This is a genomic window from Duganella sp. 1224, from assembly GCF_013408245.1.
Lineage (GTDB): Bacteria > Pseudomonadota > Gammaproteobacteria > Burkholderiales > Burkholderiaceae_D > Rugamonas.
The window spans coordinates 1,497,700-1,514,196 of record NZ_JACBYS010000001.1; the positions used below are offsets into that span (position 1 = coordinate 1,497,700).

At 68.4% G+C, this 16,497-nt stretch carries 15 protein-coding genes; 6 read left to right on the forward strand and 9 right to left on the reverse strand.

Annotation, left to right across the window (positions count from 1 at the left end; genetic code table 11):
• Positions 1-22: 22 nt before the first annotated feature.
• From FHW58_RS06730 to FHW58_RS06740, 3 genes are all read right to left on the reverse strand, one after another.
• Positions 23-355 (reverse strand): hypothetical protein, encoded by a 333-nt coding sequence (locus FHW58_RS06730; protein ID WP_179672282.1) that lies wholly within the window; start codon positions 353-355, stop codon positions 23-25.
• Between the two features lie 75 nt (positions 356-430).
• A complete protein-coding gene (locus tag FHW58_RS06735) occupies positions 431-1,198 on the reverse strand; it encodes a hypothetical protein (RefSeq protein WP_179672283.1) in 768 nt (255 codons plus the stop codon).
• Positions 1,179-2,396, reverse strand: a complete 1,218-nt coding sequence (locus FHW58_RS06740; RefSeq protein ID WP_229265071.1) for a hypothetical protein — start codon at positions 2,394-2,396, stop codon at positions 1,179-1,181. Before FHW58_RS06740 ends, FHW58_RS06735 begins: the two co-directional genes overlap by 20 nt.
• Before the next feature lie 161 nt (positions 2,397-2,557).
• On the opposite strand from FHW58_RS06740, the gene FHW58_RS06745 reads away from it, so the two are divergent.
• On the forward strand, positions 2,558-3,349 hold the full coding sequence (locus tag FHW58_RS06745) for an SDR family NAD(P)-dependent oxidoreductase (RefSeq protein WP_179672284.1): 792 nt from the start codon (positions 2,558-2,560) through the stop codon (positions 3,347-3,349).
• Between the two features lie 54 nt (positions 3,350-3,403).
• Here the strand turns inward: FHW58_RS06745 and FHW58_RS06750 are convergent, their stop codons facing one another.
• From FHW58_RS06750 to FHW58_RS06770, 5 genes are read right to left on the reverse strand one after another with little or no spacing between them, the layout of a single operon-like run.
• A complete protein-coding gene (locus FHW58_RS06750; RefSeq protein WP_179672285.1) occupies positions 3,404-3,856 on the reverse strand; it encodes a GNAT family N-acetyltransferase in 453 nt (150 codons plus the stop codon).
• Positions 3,853-4,386, reverse strand: a complete 534-nt coding sequence (locus FHW58_RS06755; RefSeq protein ID WP_179672286.1) for a GNAT family N-acetyltransferase — start codon at positions 4,384-4,386, stop codon at positions 3,853-3,855. Before FHW58_RS06755 ends, FHW58_RS06750 begins: the two co-directional genes overlap by 4 nt.
• 9 nt (positions 4,387-4,395) lie before the next feature.
• Positions 4,396-4,917: a hypothetical protein gene (locus tag FHW58_RS06760; protein WP_179672287.1), complete on the reverse strand. Its 522-nt coding sequence runs from the start codon at positions 4,915-4,917 to the stop codon at positions 4,396-4,398.
• A gap of 2 nt (positions 4,918-4,919) precedes the next feature.
• Positions 4,920-5,495, reverse strand: a complete 576-nt coding sequence (gene lptA / locus FHW58_RS06765) for a lipopolysaccharide transport periplasmic protein LptA (protein WP_179672288.1) — start codon at positions 5,493-5,495, stop codon at positions 4,920-4,922.
• Between the two features lie 54 nt (positions 5,496-5,549).
• On the reverse strand, positions 5,550-7,169 hold the full coding sequence (locus tag FHW58_RS06770; protein ID WP_179672289.1) for a methyl-accepting chemotaxis protein: 1,620 nt from the start codon (positions 7,167-7,169) through the stop codon (positions 5,550-5,552).
• A 204-nt stretch (positions 7,170-7,373) separates the two neighbouring features.
• Between FHW58_RS06770 and FHW58_RS06775 the strand changes: the two genes are divergently transcribed.
• From FHW58_RS06775 to FHW58_RS06790, 4 genes are read left to right on the forward strand one after another with little or no spacing between them, the layout of a single operon-like run.
• On the forward strand, positions 7,374-8,576 hold the full coding sequence (locus FHW58_RS06775; protein ID WP_218892638.1) for a SpoIIE family protein phosphatase: 1,203 nt from the start codon (positions 7,374-7,376) through the stop codon (positions 8,574-8,576).
• 21 nt (positions 8,577-8,597) lie between these two features.
• Positions 8,598-9,155, forward strand: a complete 558-nt coding sequence (locus FHW58_RS06780) for a SiaB family protein kinase (RefSeq protein WP_179672291.1) — start codon at positions 8,598-8,600, stop codon at positions 9,153-9,155.
• A 19-nt stretch (positions 9,156-9,174) separates the two neighbouring features.
• Positions 9,175-9,561, forward strand: coding sequence for a DUF1987 domain-containing protein (locus FHW58_RS06785; RefSeq protein WP_179672292.1), 387 nt, complete (start codon positions 9,175-9,177; stop codon positions 9,559-9,561).
• An 8-nt stretch (positions 9,562-9,569) separates the two neighbouring features.
• On the forward strand, positions 9,570-10,337 hold the full coding sequence (locus FHW58_RS06790) for a GGDEF domain-containing protein (protein WP_179673310.1): 768 nt from the start codon (positions 9,570-9,572) through the stop codon (positions 10,335-10,337).
• 2 nt (positions 10,338-10,339) lie between these two features.
• Here FHW58_RS06790 and FHW58_RS06795 read toward each other — a convergent pair whose 3' ends face one another.
• On the reverse strand, positions 10,340-11,290 hold the full coding sequence (locus FHW58_RS06795; RefSeq protein WP_179672293.1) for a 2-hydroxyacid dehydrogenase: 951 nt from the start codon (positions 11,288-11,290) through the stop codon (positions 10,340-10,342).
• A gap of 128 nt (positions 11,291-11,418) precedes the next feature.
• On the opposite strand from FHW58_RS06795, the gene FHW58_RS06800 reads away from it, so the two are divergent.
• Positions 11,419-16,440 carry a response regulator gene (locus FHW58_RS06800; protein ID WP_179672294.1) on the forward strand — a complete coding sequence of 1,674 codons (5,022 nt, stop codon included), beginning with the start codon at positions 11,419-11,421 and terminating at the stop codon, positions 16,438-16,440.
• Positions 16,441-16,497: the final 57 nt, after the last annotated feature.

A 16,497-nucleotide genomic window follows, 5' to 3' on the forward strand; every position in this document is an offset into this window, starting at 1 on the left:
ATATACCATGTGGAAGCGCTTTCTAACGCTGGAAATAACACCACACGCCGAGCAGCGCGAGGATCCCGGACCAGGCTTTGAGGGGAATGAAGAACAGGTCGTGCCGGGGCTTGACGATGGTTTCCTCGCCGGTGATTTTGTCGACGTAGGCACGCGGCGACTGGCGCGCCTCGATCAGCCGGTGCAGGCCGTAGACAATGGCGGCCGCCAGCAGCAAGCCGGCCAGCTCCGAAGCCGCGCGGTAGGTGGCCGGCAGCGGCGCGCCCCAGATCTGCTCGGCGCCCAGCCTGCCCAGCGCGTAGCCCAGGGCGCCTATCGCCACGACCAGGATGCCATACCCGCGACAGACCATCATGTAGCCCTCGTCATCACTCGTTGTTCGGACGAGGCAACTATACAACCTTTATAAGCAGGCAATACTCACGCTTTGTCACCGCGCTTTTATCGTGAAGGCCAGCAGCCCTTCGTCGTCGCACGGCGCGGCGCTTTGGCGCGCCGCCTCAAACGCCGCGCACAGGCGATTGCCCTGCGGGTCTTCCAGTTGCGGGTGGATCCGCAGGCGGTAGTCGCCGGGACGCCAGTTGTGCGCGGGCGTGAAGCGCCATTCACGTTCGCCGTCCGCCAGGGCGGCGCTGCCGGCCACGCGTTGCCCGTCCGGCCCTTGCAGCGCAATGGCGCCGGCCGCCGCGCCATCCAGCGCGGCCGGCAGCGTCACGCGCAGCGCCTGGCGGCCGCCCTGCCGCACCGCTTGCACCATCCATTGCGCCGGATCGATGCGCTGGCGCAGCGGCGGCGTGACGCGCCACTGCCGTTGCAGCGGCCGTGCCAACTGCGGATCGTCGATGCGCAGCGTCACCGCCTGGCCGGCGCGCAGCGCGGGCCCGAGCGCGGTATTCGGGCCGACGCCGCGCTTGATGCGGCCCGGATGCAGCAGCAAGGTCACCGTCATGCCGTCGCGGTCGCGCAGCGGCAGGTCGAGCAAGGCGTCCGCGATCGGCTGGCCGTCGCCGTCCAGCAGCGCGACGCGCGACATGTCCAGCGGCGCGGCCAGCGGCCGGTCCAGATGCAGCTCGATGCGCAGCAGGTTTTGCGGCACTTCAGGGCCGGACGGCGTGATGCTGGCGCCGGCCGCCATCCCGGGCGCCGCTAGCGCCGCCAGCGCCAGCGCCGCCGCCGCGTCAGCGCGCCAGGTCCGCATAGCCTTCGAGCGTGCGCGCGTACTGGTGGAAGTCGCGGAATTTGTCGCCCTCCGGGTAGCGGTAGTCGGGGAAATCATATTCGTTGACGAAGTCGCTCAGCCGCAGGTAGCCGCCCTTGGGGATCGACACCAGCTGCATTTCGCCGCCGGCGTCGGCGCGGCGCAGGGCCAGCAGCAGTTGCGGATTCAGGTTATCGATGCGCATCACCGCCGACATCGGCGTCATGGTCGCCTTCACGCCCAGGTAGGGCTTGGCCGGCCAGTCGATCGGCGTGCTGACGCCCGGCTGCGCGGCGGCGCTGGCCAGGTCGGCGGCGCTCAGCAGGTCGGCCGAACGGCTGGAGTTGACCAGCAGCGCATATTCCGCCTCGCCCGCCTTGAAGCTCACCAGGCCATTGGGCGCGCTGCCCCATCCCAGTTCGCCCACGGTGCGCGCGGTGATGTGGGCGCCGTCCTGCAGGTCCTTGAGCGGGATGGTGACCAGCGGCGTGCAGGTGTATGCCGCCACCAGCGTCGGTTCGCCGCCGATGTTCATCACCGTCATGCTGCGGATCGGCGCGCGGGTTTCGATCTGGTTGTGCACCGGATGGTACATCTCGATGGTGGTGGCGCTGGCCTTGCCGTTGAACGGATAGTCGTACACGCGCAAGGTGGAGGCGAAGCTGCGGTTGGACAGGCCGGCCACGTACAGCTTGTTCTGGTAGTAACGCATGTCGGTCACGGTGAGCGTCTGCTGCGGCAGGTCGCGCCAGAAACGGGCGTCGGCGGCCGGCGCGTCGGTGATGGCGGCCGAAGCGGCGGCCTTGCTCAGGTCCAGCCGGCGCACCTTGCCGGCGGCGTCGACGCTGACGATGGCGGGCCGGCTCCGGCCCTTGGCGCCGCGTACGGTCAGGGCGATGTAGGCCAGTTCGCTGCCCGGCTGCACCGCCAGGTCTTCGAAGCGCAGCGCGGCCGGCGCCACGCCGAGGGCGTTGGCGATCGGCGCCTGCACGTCCTGCAAGTTGAACGGTTTGCCGGCCGGGCTGGCGGGCGCCGGCAGCGTCAGCGCGAAGATGCGCGCGCCCTGCCAGTCGGCGACGAACAGCGTGTCGGCGTCGCCAAAACTGAGCTTGCTGGCGGATTGCATGGACGGCTGCGCCGCCAGTGCGGAGCGGGCGGCAAGCAGTGCGCACAACAGCATGCTGAATCGGGTCTTCATCGCGTATCCTTCCTTCGGTTGATGGCAAAATGGCAGTATAGGCAGGCGACATTGCGCCGGTCGCTCCGCCTTTAGTTGGTGTGATCTTCCGCCCTTTCGTGTGTAAGGCGGGCGGCGCGGGCTGGATATCATCAGGCATCAATCAACCAAGGAGAGTCGACATGGAGTTACAACTCAATGGCAAGCTGGCATTGGTGAGCGGGAGCACGGCCGGCATCGGCTACGCCATCGCGGAGACGCTGGCGCGCGAAGGCGCCAGCGTGATTGTCAACGGCCGCACGCAGGAAGGCGTGGACGAGGCGGTCGCGCGCATCCGCGCCGAAACGCATGGCGCGGTGCATGGGTTTGCCGGGGATCTGAGCAAGGCCGATGCGGCCGAGGATGTGGTGCGGCGCTATCCGGGCATCGGTATTCTGGTCAACAACCTGGGCATCTTTGAGCCCAAGGCGTTCGAGGATATTCCGGATGAGGACTGGCTGCGCTTCTTCGATGTGAATGTGCTGAGCGGGGTGCGGCTGGCGCGGCTGGTGCTGCCTGAGATGCGGCGCGCGAACTGGGGGCGCATCATTTTTATTTCCAGCGAGAGCGCGGTGCAGATTCCGAGCGAGATGGTGCATTATGGGATGACCAAGACGGCGCAGCTGGCGGTGTCGCGCGGGTTGGCGGAGTCGGTGGCGGGGACCGGGATCACCGTCAATAGCGTGCTGCCGGGGCCGACCAAGTCGCGCGGCGTAAGGGATTTTGTGGAGGATATGGCGCGCGCGAATGACAAGACGTTTGAGCAGGTGGAGGCGGAGTTTTTCACCCATGTGCGCCCTACTTCGCTGATCAAGCGCTTTGGTACGCCGCAGGAGGTGGCGTCGATGGTGGCGTATGTGGCGAGTCCGCTGGCGTCGGCCACCACGGGGGCGGCGTTGCGGGTGGATGGGGGCGTGGTCAAGAGCGCGTTCTGAGCGCGCCAGACCCGCACGGCCTGGCGGGGTCTGACCCCGTTCGGGGTCAGACCCCTAAGTGGCAAGGCGGGCGTCGAGGCAAAAGGTGGCGGGGCTGGGGCGACGCATCGCGATGACTTCCTGGCCCTTGGCCAGATAGCTTGCCAGCCGCGCCGCCAGGAAGTCCGGCAGCGCGGCGCTGTCCACCATCGCAAATCCGGCCGTGCCGTAAAACGAGGCCAGGTGGGCATACGGCAGGCAGTATGCTTCGCGCTGATTGAGATGCGGTAGACATGCGGCCAGCAAGCGCGTGCCGATGCCTTGGCGCTGATGATCACGGCGTATCTGCATGCCGCGCAATACCGTGACGCCGTGTTCGGCGCATAGGCGTACAGCGCCGATTAGCTGGCCGTTTTCTTCGGCGATGATCACCATGTCGGCCGGATCGAGCGCCGCGCCGTAGCCCGCCTCGGCGTAGAAAGCAGCAATCGCGGCGTGGTCTGATGGCGTTGCGTGGGTGATCTTCATTTGCAGCGGGCGTACATGAAGGAGGCGCGCGGCGTGTCGCTCAGATTGGGAATGAGCGCGTGCCGCTCCAGCCGCCCTTCGCGGACGAAGCCGGCCTTTTCCAGCGTCCGCGCCGAGACGAGATTCTCCGTGTCGCAAGTGGCCTGAATGCGGAAGTACGCCGGCAGCGATAGCGCCAGCGCGCTGAACACCGCGACCGCCTCCGGCACCAGGCCCCTGCCCCAATGCCGTCGATGCAGCACGTAGCCGATGTCGATGGTGCGTGGCTGCAGTCGCGCCTCCAGCATGCCGATGGGGACATCGTGGTTGTCGTGCGGGACCAGCAGATAGGCGCGGCTGCGATTCTCCGCCCACTCCTCCATGCAGTAGGCGATGAAGCTTTCGGTCTGCGCCAGCCGGGTGTGCGGTCGCCACGTCATGTAGCGTGCGACTTCTGGGTCTTGCGTGTAGGCGGCGAACAGGTGTGCGGCGTCGCTGCGGCGTGGGGGCCGCAAGATCAGGCGCGGGGTGCGGATTTCGTCGGGAAGCATTACTGTGATTTACATCGTACACATGAAAATAAAGGGCGTGTTGACGACGCGGGTGTCCGCCACGGACAGCGGCCAGCCAACCGACGCACCGGCCGCCGCGAGGTCCTGCCGCAAGCTGACCGTGCCATTTTTCTCGAAGACGAAGTCGCCCACGTAAGTGCGCTTGCCCGCCGGCGCCTCGAACGCCAGCGTACCGCCGTTCAGCCACTTGGCGTTGAAGGGACTATACACATACTGGCCCGGGGGCACGTCAAAGGCAAAATACCGTACCTCCCCCGGCGTGCTGTCGACCGTGGCTTGGGTATGCGTACGCACCCAGCAATTACCGGTGATCTTGCCGGTGTTGGCGTCAAACTCTTCCAGCAGGAGCGAAAATCGGGGATAGCGCCACACACCCTCCAGCTTGACGCCATAGATCACCATGGCGCGATGGTTGCCGATCACCTCCGTGTAGGACACCGGCCGCGCATGGTTGATGCCGCAGCCGCTGAGCAGCCCGGCCAGCAGCAGTGGCAGCAACAGCCAGCGCATGCTTAGTGGGTGGACGCCGTCGCCGAGGCGGGGGCGGTCAGCGGGTCCTTGCGCGTTGGTTGCAGCACCAGGGTGCCGCGCCGGTCGCCCTGCTCGGGACGGTTCGGCAGCGGCATCACCTGGTATTGCTCGGCGCGCGAGTTGTAGAGGATGCGCTCGCCCATCACCTCGTCGGTCAGGGCGCCGTCGGCGGTGCGGCGCGCCTTGGCCTGGTCCATCAGGTCCACCACCTCGGTCCTTTCGTCGTACACGACTTGCTGCGCCTCGCCTTCCATCCACAGGTTCTGGCCGCCGTCGCGCTTCTGCCGGAAAAAGACGGGTTGCTCACCCGGCCTGGTGCTGAGGACGATGTGCTGGTAGCCCTGCGCGTCCTCGGTCAGCACCCCATGCTCGGCCTGGATCAGCAGCGTACCGCGCCGGATCTCGATCTTGCCGTTCAGCGTGGTCACTTTTCGCACCAGATCGCCAACGCTGTCACGCGCCCGGACCACCGTTTTTTGAAAGCTGTCCGCCCGCTCCGCGTGGGCGGCGGGCAGTCCGGTCAGCAGGCAGCAGATGAGCACTGTTGTGTTTTTCATACGTCCACTATACAACATTTGCAGGGTCGCAATACTCAAATTTTGTAACGCCGCTCAGGCCGCCCGGCGCAACGGTGCCGGTGCCGCCAGGGCGGCCAGCGCCGGCGCGGTGTCGATGCGCGCCGCTTGCGCGTCCAGCTTGAAGGCGCCCACCAGCCCAGCCAGTTCGCGCGCCTGCGCCTGCATTGCGGCCGCGGCGGCGGCGGCCTCCTCGACCAGTGCGGCATTCTGCTGCGTCACGTTGTCCATGTCGCCGAGGGCGGTGTTGACCTGCTGGATGCCGTGCTCCTGCTCGGCGCTGGCGGCGCTGATGTCGGCGATGATGGCGGTCACCTTGTGCACGCTGGCGACGAGGTCGCTCATGGTGGTGCCGGCGGTTTCGGCCAGCTGGCTGCCGCTGGCCACGCGCGCGGCCGAATCATTGATCAGCTTTTTGATTTCCTTGGCCGCCTCGGCCGAGCGCTGCGCCAGGCTGCGCACTTCGCCGGCCACCACCGCGAAGCCACGGCCCTGCTCGCCGGCGCGGGCCGCCTCCACCGCGGCGTTCAGCGCCAGGATGTTGGTCTGGAAGGCGATGCCGTCGATGACGCTGGTGATGTCGACAATCTTGTGCGCGTCGTCGTTGATGCTGGCCATGGTGCGCACCACGTCCGACACCACTGCCCCGCCCTTGCCCGCCACTGCCGACGCCGATTGCGCCAGCAGATTGGCCTGGCGCGCATTGCCGCTGTTCTGGCGCACCGCCGACGTCAGCGCCTCCATCGCCGACGCCGTCTCTTCCAGCGCGCCGGCCTGGTGCTCGGTGCGGCGCGACAGGTCCAGATTGCCATGGGCGATTTCGCGCGAGGCCGCGTCGATCGCCACCGCGCCGTCGCGCACGCGGCCGACGGTGTCGGCCAGCCGCGCCGTCATGTGGCTGAGGGCATCGAACAGCTGGCCGATTTCGTCGCTGCGGTCGTGCGCCAGCGCGGCGCGCAGTTCGCCGCCGGCCACCTGCTCGGCCAGCGCCACCGCCTGCGTCAGCGGCCGCACGATGCTGCGCGTCAGCAGCCAGGCCAGCAGCGCGCCCGCCGCCAGCGTCGCCAGGCCCAGCCCGATCAGCAGCGCGCGGCTGCCCTGGTACTGGCTGGCCGAGGCCTCCGCCAGCGCCCTGGCCTGCCGCGTCTGGTAGGCCAGCAGCTGCTCCAGCGCGCCGGTGTAGGCCTTGAAGACGCCCGGCCACTTGTTGTCCAGCAGGTCGCTGACGTCCTGGATGCGGCCGGTATCCTTGAACTTGAACAGCTCGCCGCGCAGCGCCAGGAAAGCCGCCTTGTTGCCGGCCACGGTGTGCCGCAGCGCGGCTTCCTCGCCAGCGGCCGGCATGGCCGCCAGCCGGCCTTCCATCTGCGCCGCCAGCTTGTCGCCGGTGGTCAGCTGGGCCTGGAAGATGTCGGCCACCTCCAGGCTGTCGCTGCGCGCGATCGACAGCGCGCGCAGACCGTTCAGTTCGGTTACGCCCAGCAGTTCCGAGGTCAGCTGCTGCCGCGCCAGCTTTTCATGCACCAGGTTGGAGGCGGTGTCGTTGGCCGCCTGCAGGCGCCACAACGACACCGCCGACATGCCAGCCATCACCAGCAGCAACAAGGCAAACGAGGCCACCACCCGCATGCCGGTATTCAGTTGAAAGAGTTTCATCGTGTATGGTCAGGAAAAAAGCGCCTTCCGCGCGAATTCTCACCAATGTACACAGCGAATATGACGTCGTTGTTACCGCGAAGCAATATCGACAACACTTTTTTCTTTTGATTAACATGTAATGAGGATGTAACAATTGCCCGTTAGCATGCAAGCCTCCGTGTTGATTAAAGGTTCCCGGCCGTGGAGTTCAATGCCTCTCGTTTGCACCTGCCCCGTTTTCGCCTGTCCGTCGCCGCCGACCTGTGCGTGGAGACCATCTCGGTGCTGTCCGACACCACCAATTTCGCCGTGCTGGAACTGTTCACCGAACGCCGTGACCTGATGAGCCTGCCCGTGATCGAGGCCGGCCGCCCGATCGGCCTGATCAGCCGCAACATCTTCATGTCGCAGATGTCCAAGCCGTTTTATCACGAGCTGTATGGCAAGAAGAGCTGCATCGCCTTCATGGACAAGGAACCGCTGATCGTCGACGCCAACATGACCATCGAGGCGCTGACCTTCCGCGCCGTGGAATCCGGCGAGAAGGCGCTGGCCGACGGCTTCATCGTCACCCGCGACGGCGCGCTGGCCGGCGTTGGCTTCGGCCTGCAGCTGATGAACGTGGTGGCCAATATGCAGGCCGAGAAAAACCGCCAGATCATGCACAGCATCGACTACGCCAGCGTGATCCAGCGCTCGCTGCTGCGCCCGTCCAACCTGGCGCTGTCCGACGCGCTGGACGACGCCCACCTCGAATGGCAGCCGCGCGACGTGGTCGGCGGCGACTTCTATCACTTCGCCCGCTACGACGACGGCTGGTTCGCCGCCATCGCCGACTGCACCGGCCACGGCGTGCCGGGCGCCTTCATGACACTGATTTCGTCGTCGACCTTGACCCAGGCCTTGCAGCAACTGGGCCCGCGCGACCCGTCGCGGCTGATCGCCGAGGTCAATCGCGGCGTCAAGGGCCTGCTCGGCCAGGTCGAGGGCCATGGCCAGGCCGAGTCCAACGACGGCATGGACGCCGCCTTCCTGTGGTTCGACAACGCCAGCCGCCAGCTGCGCTTCGCCGGCGCCAAGCTGCCGCTGTTCCAGCTCGATCCGGACCAGCAGGCGGTGCAGACGGTGGACGGCGACCGCATGGGCGTGGGCTACGTCGACACGCCGATGGACTACCAGTGGACCAACAAGGTCCTCGCCATCCCGGACGGCAGCCTGCTGTTCCTGACCACCGATGGCCTGATCGACCAGATCGGCGGCGCCAAGGACATCGCCTACGGCAAGCGCCGCATGCGCGACGTGCTGCTGGCCCAGCGCACCGAGTGCGCACGCCACGTGGCGCAGGCCATGCTGGACGATTACCAGGCGTGGCAAGGCGAACAGCCGCGCCGCGACGACCTCACCTTTTTCTGTTTCCGCCCTTAATACAGGCCATAGGAGCTTCACTTGTTGTACAAAGAATTCAGCGATTTCTATGAAGTGGCCCGCAAGCGCCACATCATCTTCTTCTACGTGGGCTATTTCTCGCAGCACGTGGTGGCGGCCATTTCGGAGACCATCAAGGCGCGCCTGGACACCGCCGGCGCCGCCGGGCCGACGCGCCGCCGCATTTTCTCGTCGTTTGTCGAGATGTCGCAGAACATCATGCACTACTCGTCCGACACGCTGACGCCGGACGACGCCGCCGAAAACCAGATGCGCCGCGGCTCGTTCTGCATCGGCATGAAGGGCGAGAGCTTCTTCCTGCTGTGCGCCAATCCGGTCAACAGCGTCAACGTGGAGCGCATCCGCAGCCGCCTGGAGCCGCTGCACACCATGACCATGGAAGAGATCAAGCTGGCCTACAAGAAGGCGCTGCGCGAAGAGACGCCGGCCGACAGCAAGGGCGCCGGCCTCGGTTTCCTGACCATGGCGCGCGACGCCAGCGAGCCGCTGGAATTCGAATTCGTGCAGGATGAGCACAATCCGGAGGCCACCGTCTTCTGCATCAAAGCGATTATCTGAACACACCGAGAACTACAACATGGACCCATTATTTATCGCCGCCTCGCCCACCTCGCCGGAAGTCGACTTCCGCTTCGACCAGCACACGCTGTCGATCAAGGGCGAATCCTACCCAGAGAACGCCGCCGCCTTCTACGGCCCGGTGATCGCGCGGGTGCAGGCCTACCTCGACCAGTGCCAGGACGCCGAGATCACCGTGCACGTGTCGCTGGCCTACTTCAACAGCTCCAGCACCAAGATGCTGTTCACCTTCTTCGAGGCGCTGAACAACGCCGCCATGGCCGGCAACCAGGTGCGCCTGAACTGGTATCACGACGAGGACGACGACACCATCCTGGAATTCGGCCAGGAGCTGCAGGACGATTTCGGCGCGCTCGACTTCCACGATCACGCAGTGAGCAACTGATGAAACCCATGGCCGACGCCGATCTGTTTGCGCTGGAGAGCGCCGCGCTGGCGAACGCCAAGGCGGCCCATGCCGACCCACGCGCCGACGCCCGCGCGGCGCTGGCCGAAATGATCGTCCACTACGAGCGCCTGATGCGCGAGAGCCGGCGCCTGATCCGCCGCAGCGACCGCGCGGAGCTGGACATGAACCAGATGAACCGCCAGCTGCACGAGCTGGCGCAGCAGCTGGAATACCGCGCCACCCACGATCCGCTCAGCGGTGCGCTGAACCGGGCGGCGGTCATCGAGCAGGCGTCGGCCTGCCTGGCCCAGGGCGACATGGCGCTGATCGTGCTGGACATCGACCACTTCAAGTGGATCAACGACGACTTCGGCCATCCGGCCGGCGACACCGTCATCAAGACCGTGGTGGCCTGCCTGAAGGCGCTGTTCGGGCCCGGCGTGGCGATCGGCCGCGTGGGCGGCGAGGAATTCTCGGTGGTGTGGCCCACCTCCTCGGCCGACGAGGCGCGCGAGGTGGCGGCGCGCATCTGCGACGCCATCGCCGACCAGGTGTTCGGCGCGCCGATCGACCGCCAGGTCACGGCCAGCGTGGGGGTCAGCTGGAACGCCATGCACACCAGCTTCGAGCTGGCCTACAGCCGCGCCGACGAGGCGCTGTACGCCGCCAAGCGCGCCGGCCGCAACTGCGTCAAGGTGTACTCGCAGCTGCCGCTGCCGGTGACGCCGCCGCCGGCGGCGGCGTCGGCGGACGCTTCAACCCCCTGCCATTAGCCTTATTTGACGGGGGTGAGCAGCGGCTGGCCGGCGAAATGGGCGCGCAGGTTGTCGACCACCAGCTGGCCCATGGCGTGGCGGGTCTCTACCGTCAGGCTGCCGACGTGCGGCGTCAGCACCACGTTGGGCAGCGCGCGCAGCGCGGCCGGCACGCGCGGCTCGTCGGCGAACACGTCCAGCGCCGCCATGCCCAGCATGCCGTCGCGCAGCGCGGCGATCAGCGCATCCTCGTCCACCAGCGCGCCGCGCGCGATGTTGACCAGCGTGCCTTGCGGGCCGAGCGCCGCCAGCACCTCGGCGTTGACCGTGTGGCGCGTGGCGGCGGTGGCCGGCGCCGCCACCACCAGGTAGTCGCTGGCCTCGGCCAGTGCCAGCAGCGATCCGGCGCGCGGCACCGCCGTGCCGTCGATGGCGCGCGGCTGGAAGTAGCGCAGTTCCATGCCGAAGGCCAGCGCGCGTTGGCCGATGGCCTGGCCGATGCGCCCGAAGCCGTAGATGCCGCACACCTTGCCGCGCAGGCCGCGCGCCGGCGTCAGGCGCTTGCCGGCCTCCCACGAGCCGTCGCGCACGAAGGCGTCCAGCGCCGGCAGGCGGCGCGCGGCGGCCAGCAGCAGCGTCAGCGCCAGGTCGGCCACGTCGTCGGTCAGCACGCCGGGCGTGTTGGTAACGGCAACGCCGCGCGCGCGGGTGGCCTCGAGGTCCACCGCGTCGGTGCCGATGCCGTTGACGGCGACGATTTCCACCTTCGGCAGCCGCGCCAGCAGGTCGCCCTGGATGCCGATGGCGCCCGTGGTCAGCACCCCGCGCACCCGCGGCGCCACCCCGGCCAGCCATTCCGCCTGCTGTTCGCGCGGCTGGCGCCACAGGTGATGGCAGACGAAATGCTGCTCCAGTTGCGCCATCACGTCGGCCGACGGACTGGCCTCCATCACTAATACTTCAGGTTTCATCACAATACCTACTCGGGTTAGCATTGTGGCGATTGTACAAGCGCAGCCGAATTCGCGTCGGGATCCGTAGACTTTCGGTCAGCATTTCCGTATCCTAGGTTCACAACCCTGAGGAGCGCGCCCTGATTTTGAACGATCACGCCCCCATCCCTCCCACTCCGGCGGCAGCCAGGCGATGGCTGCGCGCGGCCGCGTTCGCGCTGACCGCGTGGCTGGCGGTGTGCTGCGCCGCCGTCGCCAGCCCGGAGCGCTGGGGCGCGCTGGCCACGCCGCTGTTCGAGCACCTCGGGCTCGATCAGGGCCTGCCGCACGCGATCGGCATGACGCTGGCGCAGGACGGCGACGGCTATCTCTGGATCGGCACCCAGAGCGGCCTGGCGCGCTGGGACGGCTACCGCGTGCGCAGCTTCCGCCACGACGCCGCCCAGCCATCCAGCCTGCCCGGCGATTTTATCCAGATCCTGCACACCGACATCGCCGGCCGCCTGTGGGTCGGCACCGCCGCCGCCGGCCTGGCCATGTACGACAAGCGCAGCGAGAGCTTCATCCGCCCGGTGGAAGAACTGAGCCGCGGCCCGATCAGCGCCATCGCCAGCGACGGCCAGGGCAATCTGTGGATCGGCACCCCGGACGGCCTCAAATACTACGACACGGCGCGCCGCACCCTCCGCCGCTACAGCCAAGAGGACACGCCCGGCCTGCCGGACAACCAGATCCGCGCGCTGCTGCTGGACCGCGCCGGCAACCTGTGGATCGGCAGCGCCACCGGCCTGTCGCGCATGACGCCCGGCGGCGCCATCGCCGCCGTGCCGGTCAGCGGCGAAAGCGCCGGCGTTTGGCGCGACAGCGTGCTGTCGCTGGGCGAGAACCAGCGCGGCCAGATCGCCTTCGGCACGCTCAAAAGCGGCATCGGCATCGTCGACGCGGGCGCCGGCGCCGGCCGCCTGCTGCCGCTGCGCGGCGTCAAGGACGCCCAGGCCAACATGGTGCTGGCGGTGGTGGAGACGGTGCCCGGCATCTGGTGGGCCAGCACCTACGGCGGCGGCGTGATCGAATACCGCGCCGACGCCGACCGCGCCACCCGCATCCTGCACCAGCCGGCGGTGTCGTTCAGCCTCAGTCACGACCGCGCCGCCGCGCTGCTGCGCGACCGCAGCGGCATGATCTGGGTCACCACCGAGCGCGGCGTCGACGTCTACGATCCGCACAGCGAAGCGATCGACGCCGTGTTCGGCGCCGAGGGCGCGCTGGAAGCCGGCGTGTCGGCGCTGCTGAGCGACAGCCGCGGCGAGGTCTGGATCGGCCTGGCCGACCAGGGCATCGACATCGTCGCCGCCAACGGCGCGCGCCGCGCCGCGCTGCGCCCCGACCCGCACCAGCCCGACACCGCCCTGCCCAACCGCATGGTGCTGTCGCTGGCCGAGGCGGAGCCGGGCGAAGCATGGATCGGCACCCAGCTTGGCCTGTACCGCACCAGCCGCAACGGCGCCGCCGTCAGGCGGGTGCCGCTGCCGCAGGCGAACGCCCTGCCGCGCGTGGGCACCATCCTGACCCGCAAGGGCGAGCTGTGGCTCGGCACCTTCGAGGGCCTGCTGCGCTACAACCCGGTCACCGGCGAGCTGCGGCGCTACGTGCAGGGGCCGCAGGAAGGCGGCGGCCTGACCGACAACCGCATCCACGCCGTGCTGGCCGACGCCGACGGCGCGCTATGGGTGGCCACCCGCAATGGCCTGAACCGCCTGGATCCGGACAGCGGCAAGGTGGAACAGATCAAGGCCAACGCCGCCAAGCCGGACGCGCTGTCCGAGGCCGTCATCAGCTCGCTGGTGATCGACCGCCGCGGGCGGCTGTGGGTCGGCACCTATGGCGGCGGCATCTGCATCATGACCGGCCGCGATGCGCTCGGCGAGCCGGTGTTCGAGCGGCTCGGCACCGGCACCGGCCTGACCACCGGCACCATCATGGGCCTGCAGTCGGATCCGTCGGGCCGGGTATGGGCCGCCACCTCGGACAGCATCGCCGTGATCGACTCCGCCACCCTGCGGGCGCGCGCGCTGACGCGCGCCGACGGCCTGCCGTTCCGCACCTTCTTCATCGGCGCCAGCGCGGTGACGGCCGAGCGCGACCTGCTGTTCGGCGCCACCGCCGGCCTGGCGGTGGTGTACCCCGGCCGGCTGAACGACTGGGCCTACCGGCCGCCGCTGGTGATCAGCGCCGTGCGGCGCGACCAGCAGCCGCTGACGCCGGCCGAGCTGGCGCGCAAGGACGGCCCGGTGCTGGTGCTGCAGCCGGACAACCAGAGCTTCGAGGTCGAGCTGGCGGCGCTGGACTACTCGGCGCCGCAGCGCAACCGCTACTCCTATCTGCTGGAGGGCTTCGACCAGCGCTGGACCGAGGTGGACGCCAGCCGGCGCATCATCAGCTACAACCACCTGCCGCCGGGCGCCTACGTGCTGCGCATGCGCGGCAGCAACCGCGACGGCCTGTGGAACGCCGACGAGCTGTCGATGCCGGTGCTGGTGATGCCGGCCTGGCACCAGACCTGGTGGGCCTGGCTGGGCTACTGCGTGGCGGTGTGCGCGCTGGCCTGGGCCCTGGTGCGCTGGCGCGTGCGGCGCCTGCAGCGCAAGCAGGAAGCCTTGCAGGCGCTGGTCTACTCGCGCACCCAGCACCTGGAAAAACTGAACGCCATCGTCAAATCGATCAACGAGCAGATGGACTTCGACGCGCTACTGCACACCATCCTGCACGAGGCCACCATCATCAAGGGCGTCGACTCAGCGCTGGCGCTGGTGCGCGAGCACGGCACCGACGCCCTGAGCCTGCGCGCCGCGTGGGGCCGCATCGACGCCAGCGCCGACGCCTACAGCATCGACCTGCGCCAGGCCGAGCTGCGCTACGCGCCGGCCGACAGCATGATCGCGCCGGACATCTTCGAGGTTCACCATCCGCACTCGCTGCCGGGCGATGTCTGCGCGCTGCTGTCGGTGCGGGTGGTGATCGACGGCCAGGTCGAAGGCTATCTGATTTTCGAAAACTACCAGTACCAGGCCACCTTTGCGCCGAGCGACATCGACCTGCTGAAGGCGCTGAAGGAGCCGTTCACCTCCGCCTACCTGAAGGCGCGCGCCATGCGCATGATCGACAAGGCACGCGCCAACGCCGAAGCGGCCACGCGCGCCAAGAGCGAATTCCTGGCCAATATCAGCCACGAGATCCGCACGCCCATGAATGCCATCCTCGGTTTCGCCGGGCTGGGCACGCACCTCGACCTGCCGCCGCAGCCGCTGGACTACTTCCGCAAGATCAGCCGCGCCGGCCAGAGCCTGCTGCAGATCATCAACGACGTGCTGGACTTCTCCAAGATCGAGTCGGGCAAGCTGGAACTGGAGGCGCTGCCCTTCGACCTGCCCGACACGCTGAACCAGATCGCCGACCTGTTCGCGTGGCGCGCCGCCGAGCGCGGGCTGGAACTGGTGATCGGCGCCGCCCCGGACGTGCCCAACAACCTGCTGGGCGACCCGCTGCGGCTGGGACAAATCCTGGTCAACCTGGTGGGCAACGCGCTCAAGTTCACCGCCAGCGGCCATATCGAGCTGCGGGTGGAGGTGGACGCCAGCAGCCCGACCGTGATGGCCGGCGCGCCGCTGGTGCTGCGCTTCACCGTCGAGGACACGGGCCTGGGCATCAGCCAGGAGCAGCAGGCGCGCCTGTTCCAGGCCTTCGCCCAGGCCGACGCCAGCACCACGCGGCTGTACGGCGGCACCGGCCTGGGGCTGGCCATCTCGCAGCAGCTGGTGCGCAAGATGGGCGGCGAGATCAAGGTCGACAGCGAACCGGGCGTCGGCAGCAGCTTCAGTTTCACCGTGCACCTGCAGGCGGCCGCCGACCAGACGCCGCGCGTGCAGCCGGTGCCGCCGGCGGCGCAGGGCAAGCGCGTGCTGGTGGTGGACGACAGCGAATCGACGCGCCACATGCTGAAACTCCAGCTTGGCATGCTGGGGCTGAAGGCGCGCGCGGTCGGCTCGGGCACGGCGGCCGTGGCGGCGCTGCAGCTCGATCCCTACGACGTGCTGCTGATCGACGCCGACATGCCCGACCTGGACGGCATCGACATGCTGCGCCGCATCGCCGAGGATGCCGAGCTGGCGGCGGTGCCGGCGATACTGATGACGACCGCCTACGCGCGCGAGCATGACAAGGACGTCATCGAGCATACCCGCCACATGCCCTTCCTCGACAAGCCGGCCAGTCCGCAGCAGCTGCGCGGCGTGGTGCTGGCGGCGCTGGGGCTGGAGGCCAGCCCGCCGGCCAGCGCCATCGGCGCGCCGCCGTCGGTGGCGATCCAGCGCATTCGCGCCGCCCAGGTGCTGGTGGTGGACGACAACGCGATCAACCAGCAGGTGGCGGCCGAGATCCTGCAGCGCGCCGGCGTCCGCGTCGACCTGGCCGGCAGCGGCGAGGAAGCCGCGCGCATGACCGATGCCGGCGCGTACGACGCCGTGCTGATGGACATCCAGATGCCGGACATGGATGGCTACCAGGCCACGGCCCTGATCCGCCGCAACGAGCGCCACGCCGCCCTGCCGATCATCGCCATGACCGCGCACGCGGTGGCCGGCTACCGCGAGCGCTGCCTGGAGCGCGGCATGAACGACTACGTGACCAAGCCGATCGACCCGGACACGCTGTACGCGGTGCTGGCCACGTGGGTGCAGCCGGACCTGGGCCGCGCAGAGGCGGCCGACAGCGAGCGTCCGCTGCGGCCGGCGGCGCCGGTGACGCCGCGCGCCGGCATCGACATGGAGGCGGCAATGGAGCGCCTGGGTGGACATGGCGCGCTGCTGGTGCAGCTGCTTGGGCTGTTCGCGCATGATTTCGAGTCGTCGCTGCGGCAGATACACGACGCGGTGCACGCCGGCGAACTGGCGCGGGCGGCCGACCTGGTGCACCGGGTGCGGGGGGCGGCGGGGAATTTGTCGGCCACCGGGCTGTTTGCCTCGGCCGGCGCGCTGGAGGAAAGGCTGCGGGCGGAGCCGCAGTCGCTGGCCGAGCTGCTGCGCGCATTCGTGGACGACTTCAACCTGGTGATGAACAGCGCGCGCACGGCGGTGGAGGCGACGGAAGACGAAGCCGCCCCCGCCTCCTGACGGGCGTTTCCGTTTCCTTGCACCCCAAAACGAAAGGGTCTGACCCCGTACGGGGTC

Excerpts from the sequence above, each read along its gene's own strand:
- FHW58_RS06730 (WP_179672282.1), bottom strand. The coding sequence starts at position 355 with ATGATGGTCTGTCGCGGGTATGGCATCCTGGTCGTGGCGATAGGCGCC.
- FHW58_RS06735 (WP_179672283.1), bottom strand. The coding sequence starts at position 1,198 with ATGCGGACCTGGCGCGCTGACGCGGCGGCGGCGCTGGCGCTGGCGGCG.
- FHW58_RS06740 (WP_229265071.1), bottom strand. The coding sequence starts at position 2,396 with ATGAAGACCCGATTCAGCATGCTGTTGTGCGCACTGCTTGCCGCCCGC.
- FHW58_RS06745 (WP_179672284.1), top strand. The coding sequence starts at position 2,558 with ATGGAGTTACAACTCAATGGCAAGCTGGCATTGGTGAGCGGGAGCACG.
- FHW58_RS06750 (WP_179672285.1), bottom strand. The coding sequence starts at position 3,856 with ATGAAGATCACCCACGCAACGCCATCAGACCACGCCGCGATTGCTGCT.
- FHW58_RS06755 (WP_179672286.1), bottom strand. The coding sequence starts at position 4,386 with ATGCTTCCCGACGAAATCCGCACCCCGCGCCTGATCTTGCGGCCCCCA.
- FHW58_RS06760 (WP_179672287.1), bottom strand. The coding sequence starts at position 4,917 with ATGCGCTGGCTGTTGCTGCCACTGCTGCTGGCCGGGCTGCTCAGCGGC.
- lptA (WP_179672288.1), bottom strand. The coding sequence starts at position 5,495 with ATGAAAAACACAACAGTGCTCATCTGCTGCCTGCTGACCGGACTGCCC.
- FHW58_RS06770 (WP_179672289.1), bottom strand. The coding sequence starts at position 7,169 with ATGAAACTCTTTCAACTGAATACCGGCATGCGGGTGGTGGCCTCGTTT.
- FHW58_RS06785 (WP_179672292.1), top strand. The coding sequence starts at position 9,175 with ATGGACCCATTATTTATCGCCGCCTCGCCCACCTCGCCGGAAGTCGAC.
- FHW58_RS06790 (WP_179673310.1), top strand. The coding sequence starts at position 9,570 with ATGGCCGACGCCGATCTGTTTGCGCTGGAGAGCGCCGCGCTGGCGAAC.
- FHW58_RS06795 (WP_179672293.1), bottom strand. The coding sequence starts at position 11,290 with ATGAAACCTGAAGTATTAGTGATGGAGGCCAGTCCGTCGGCCGACGTG.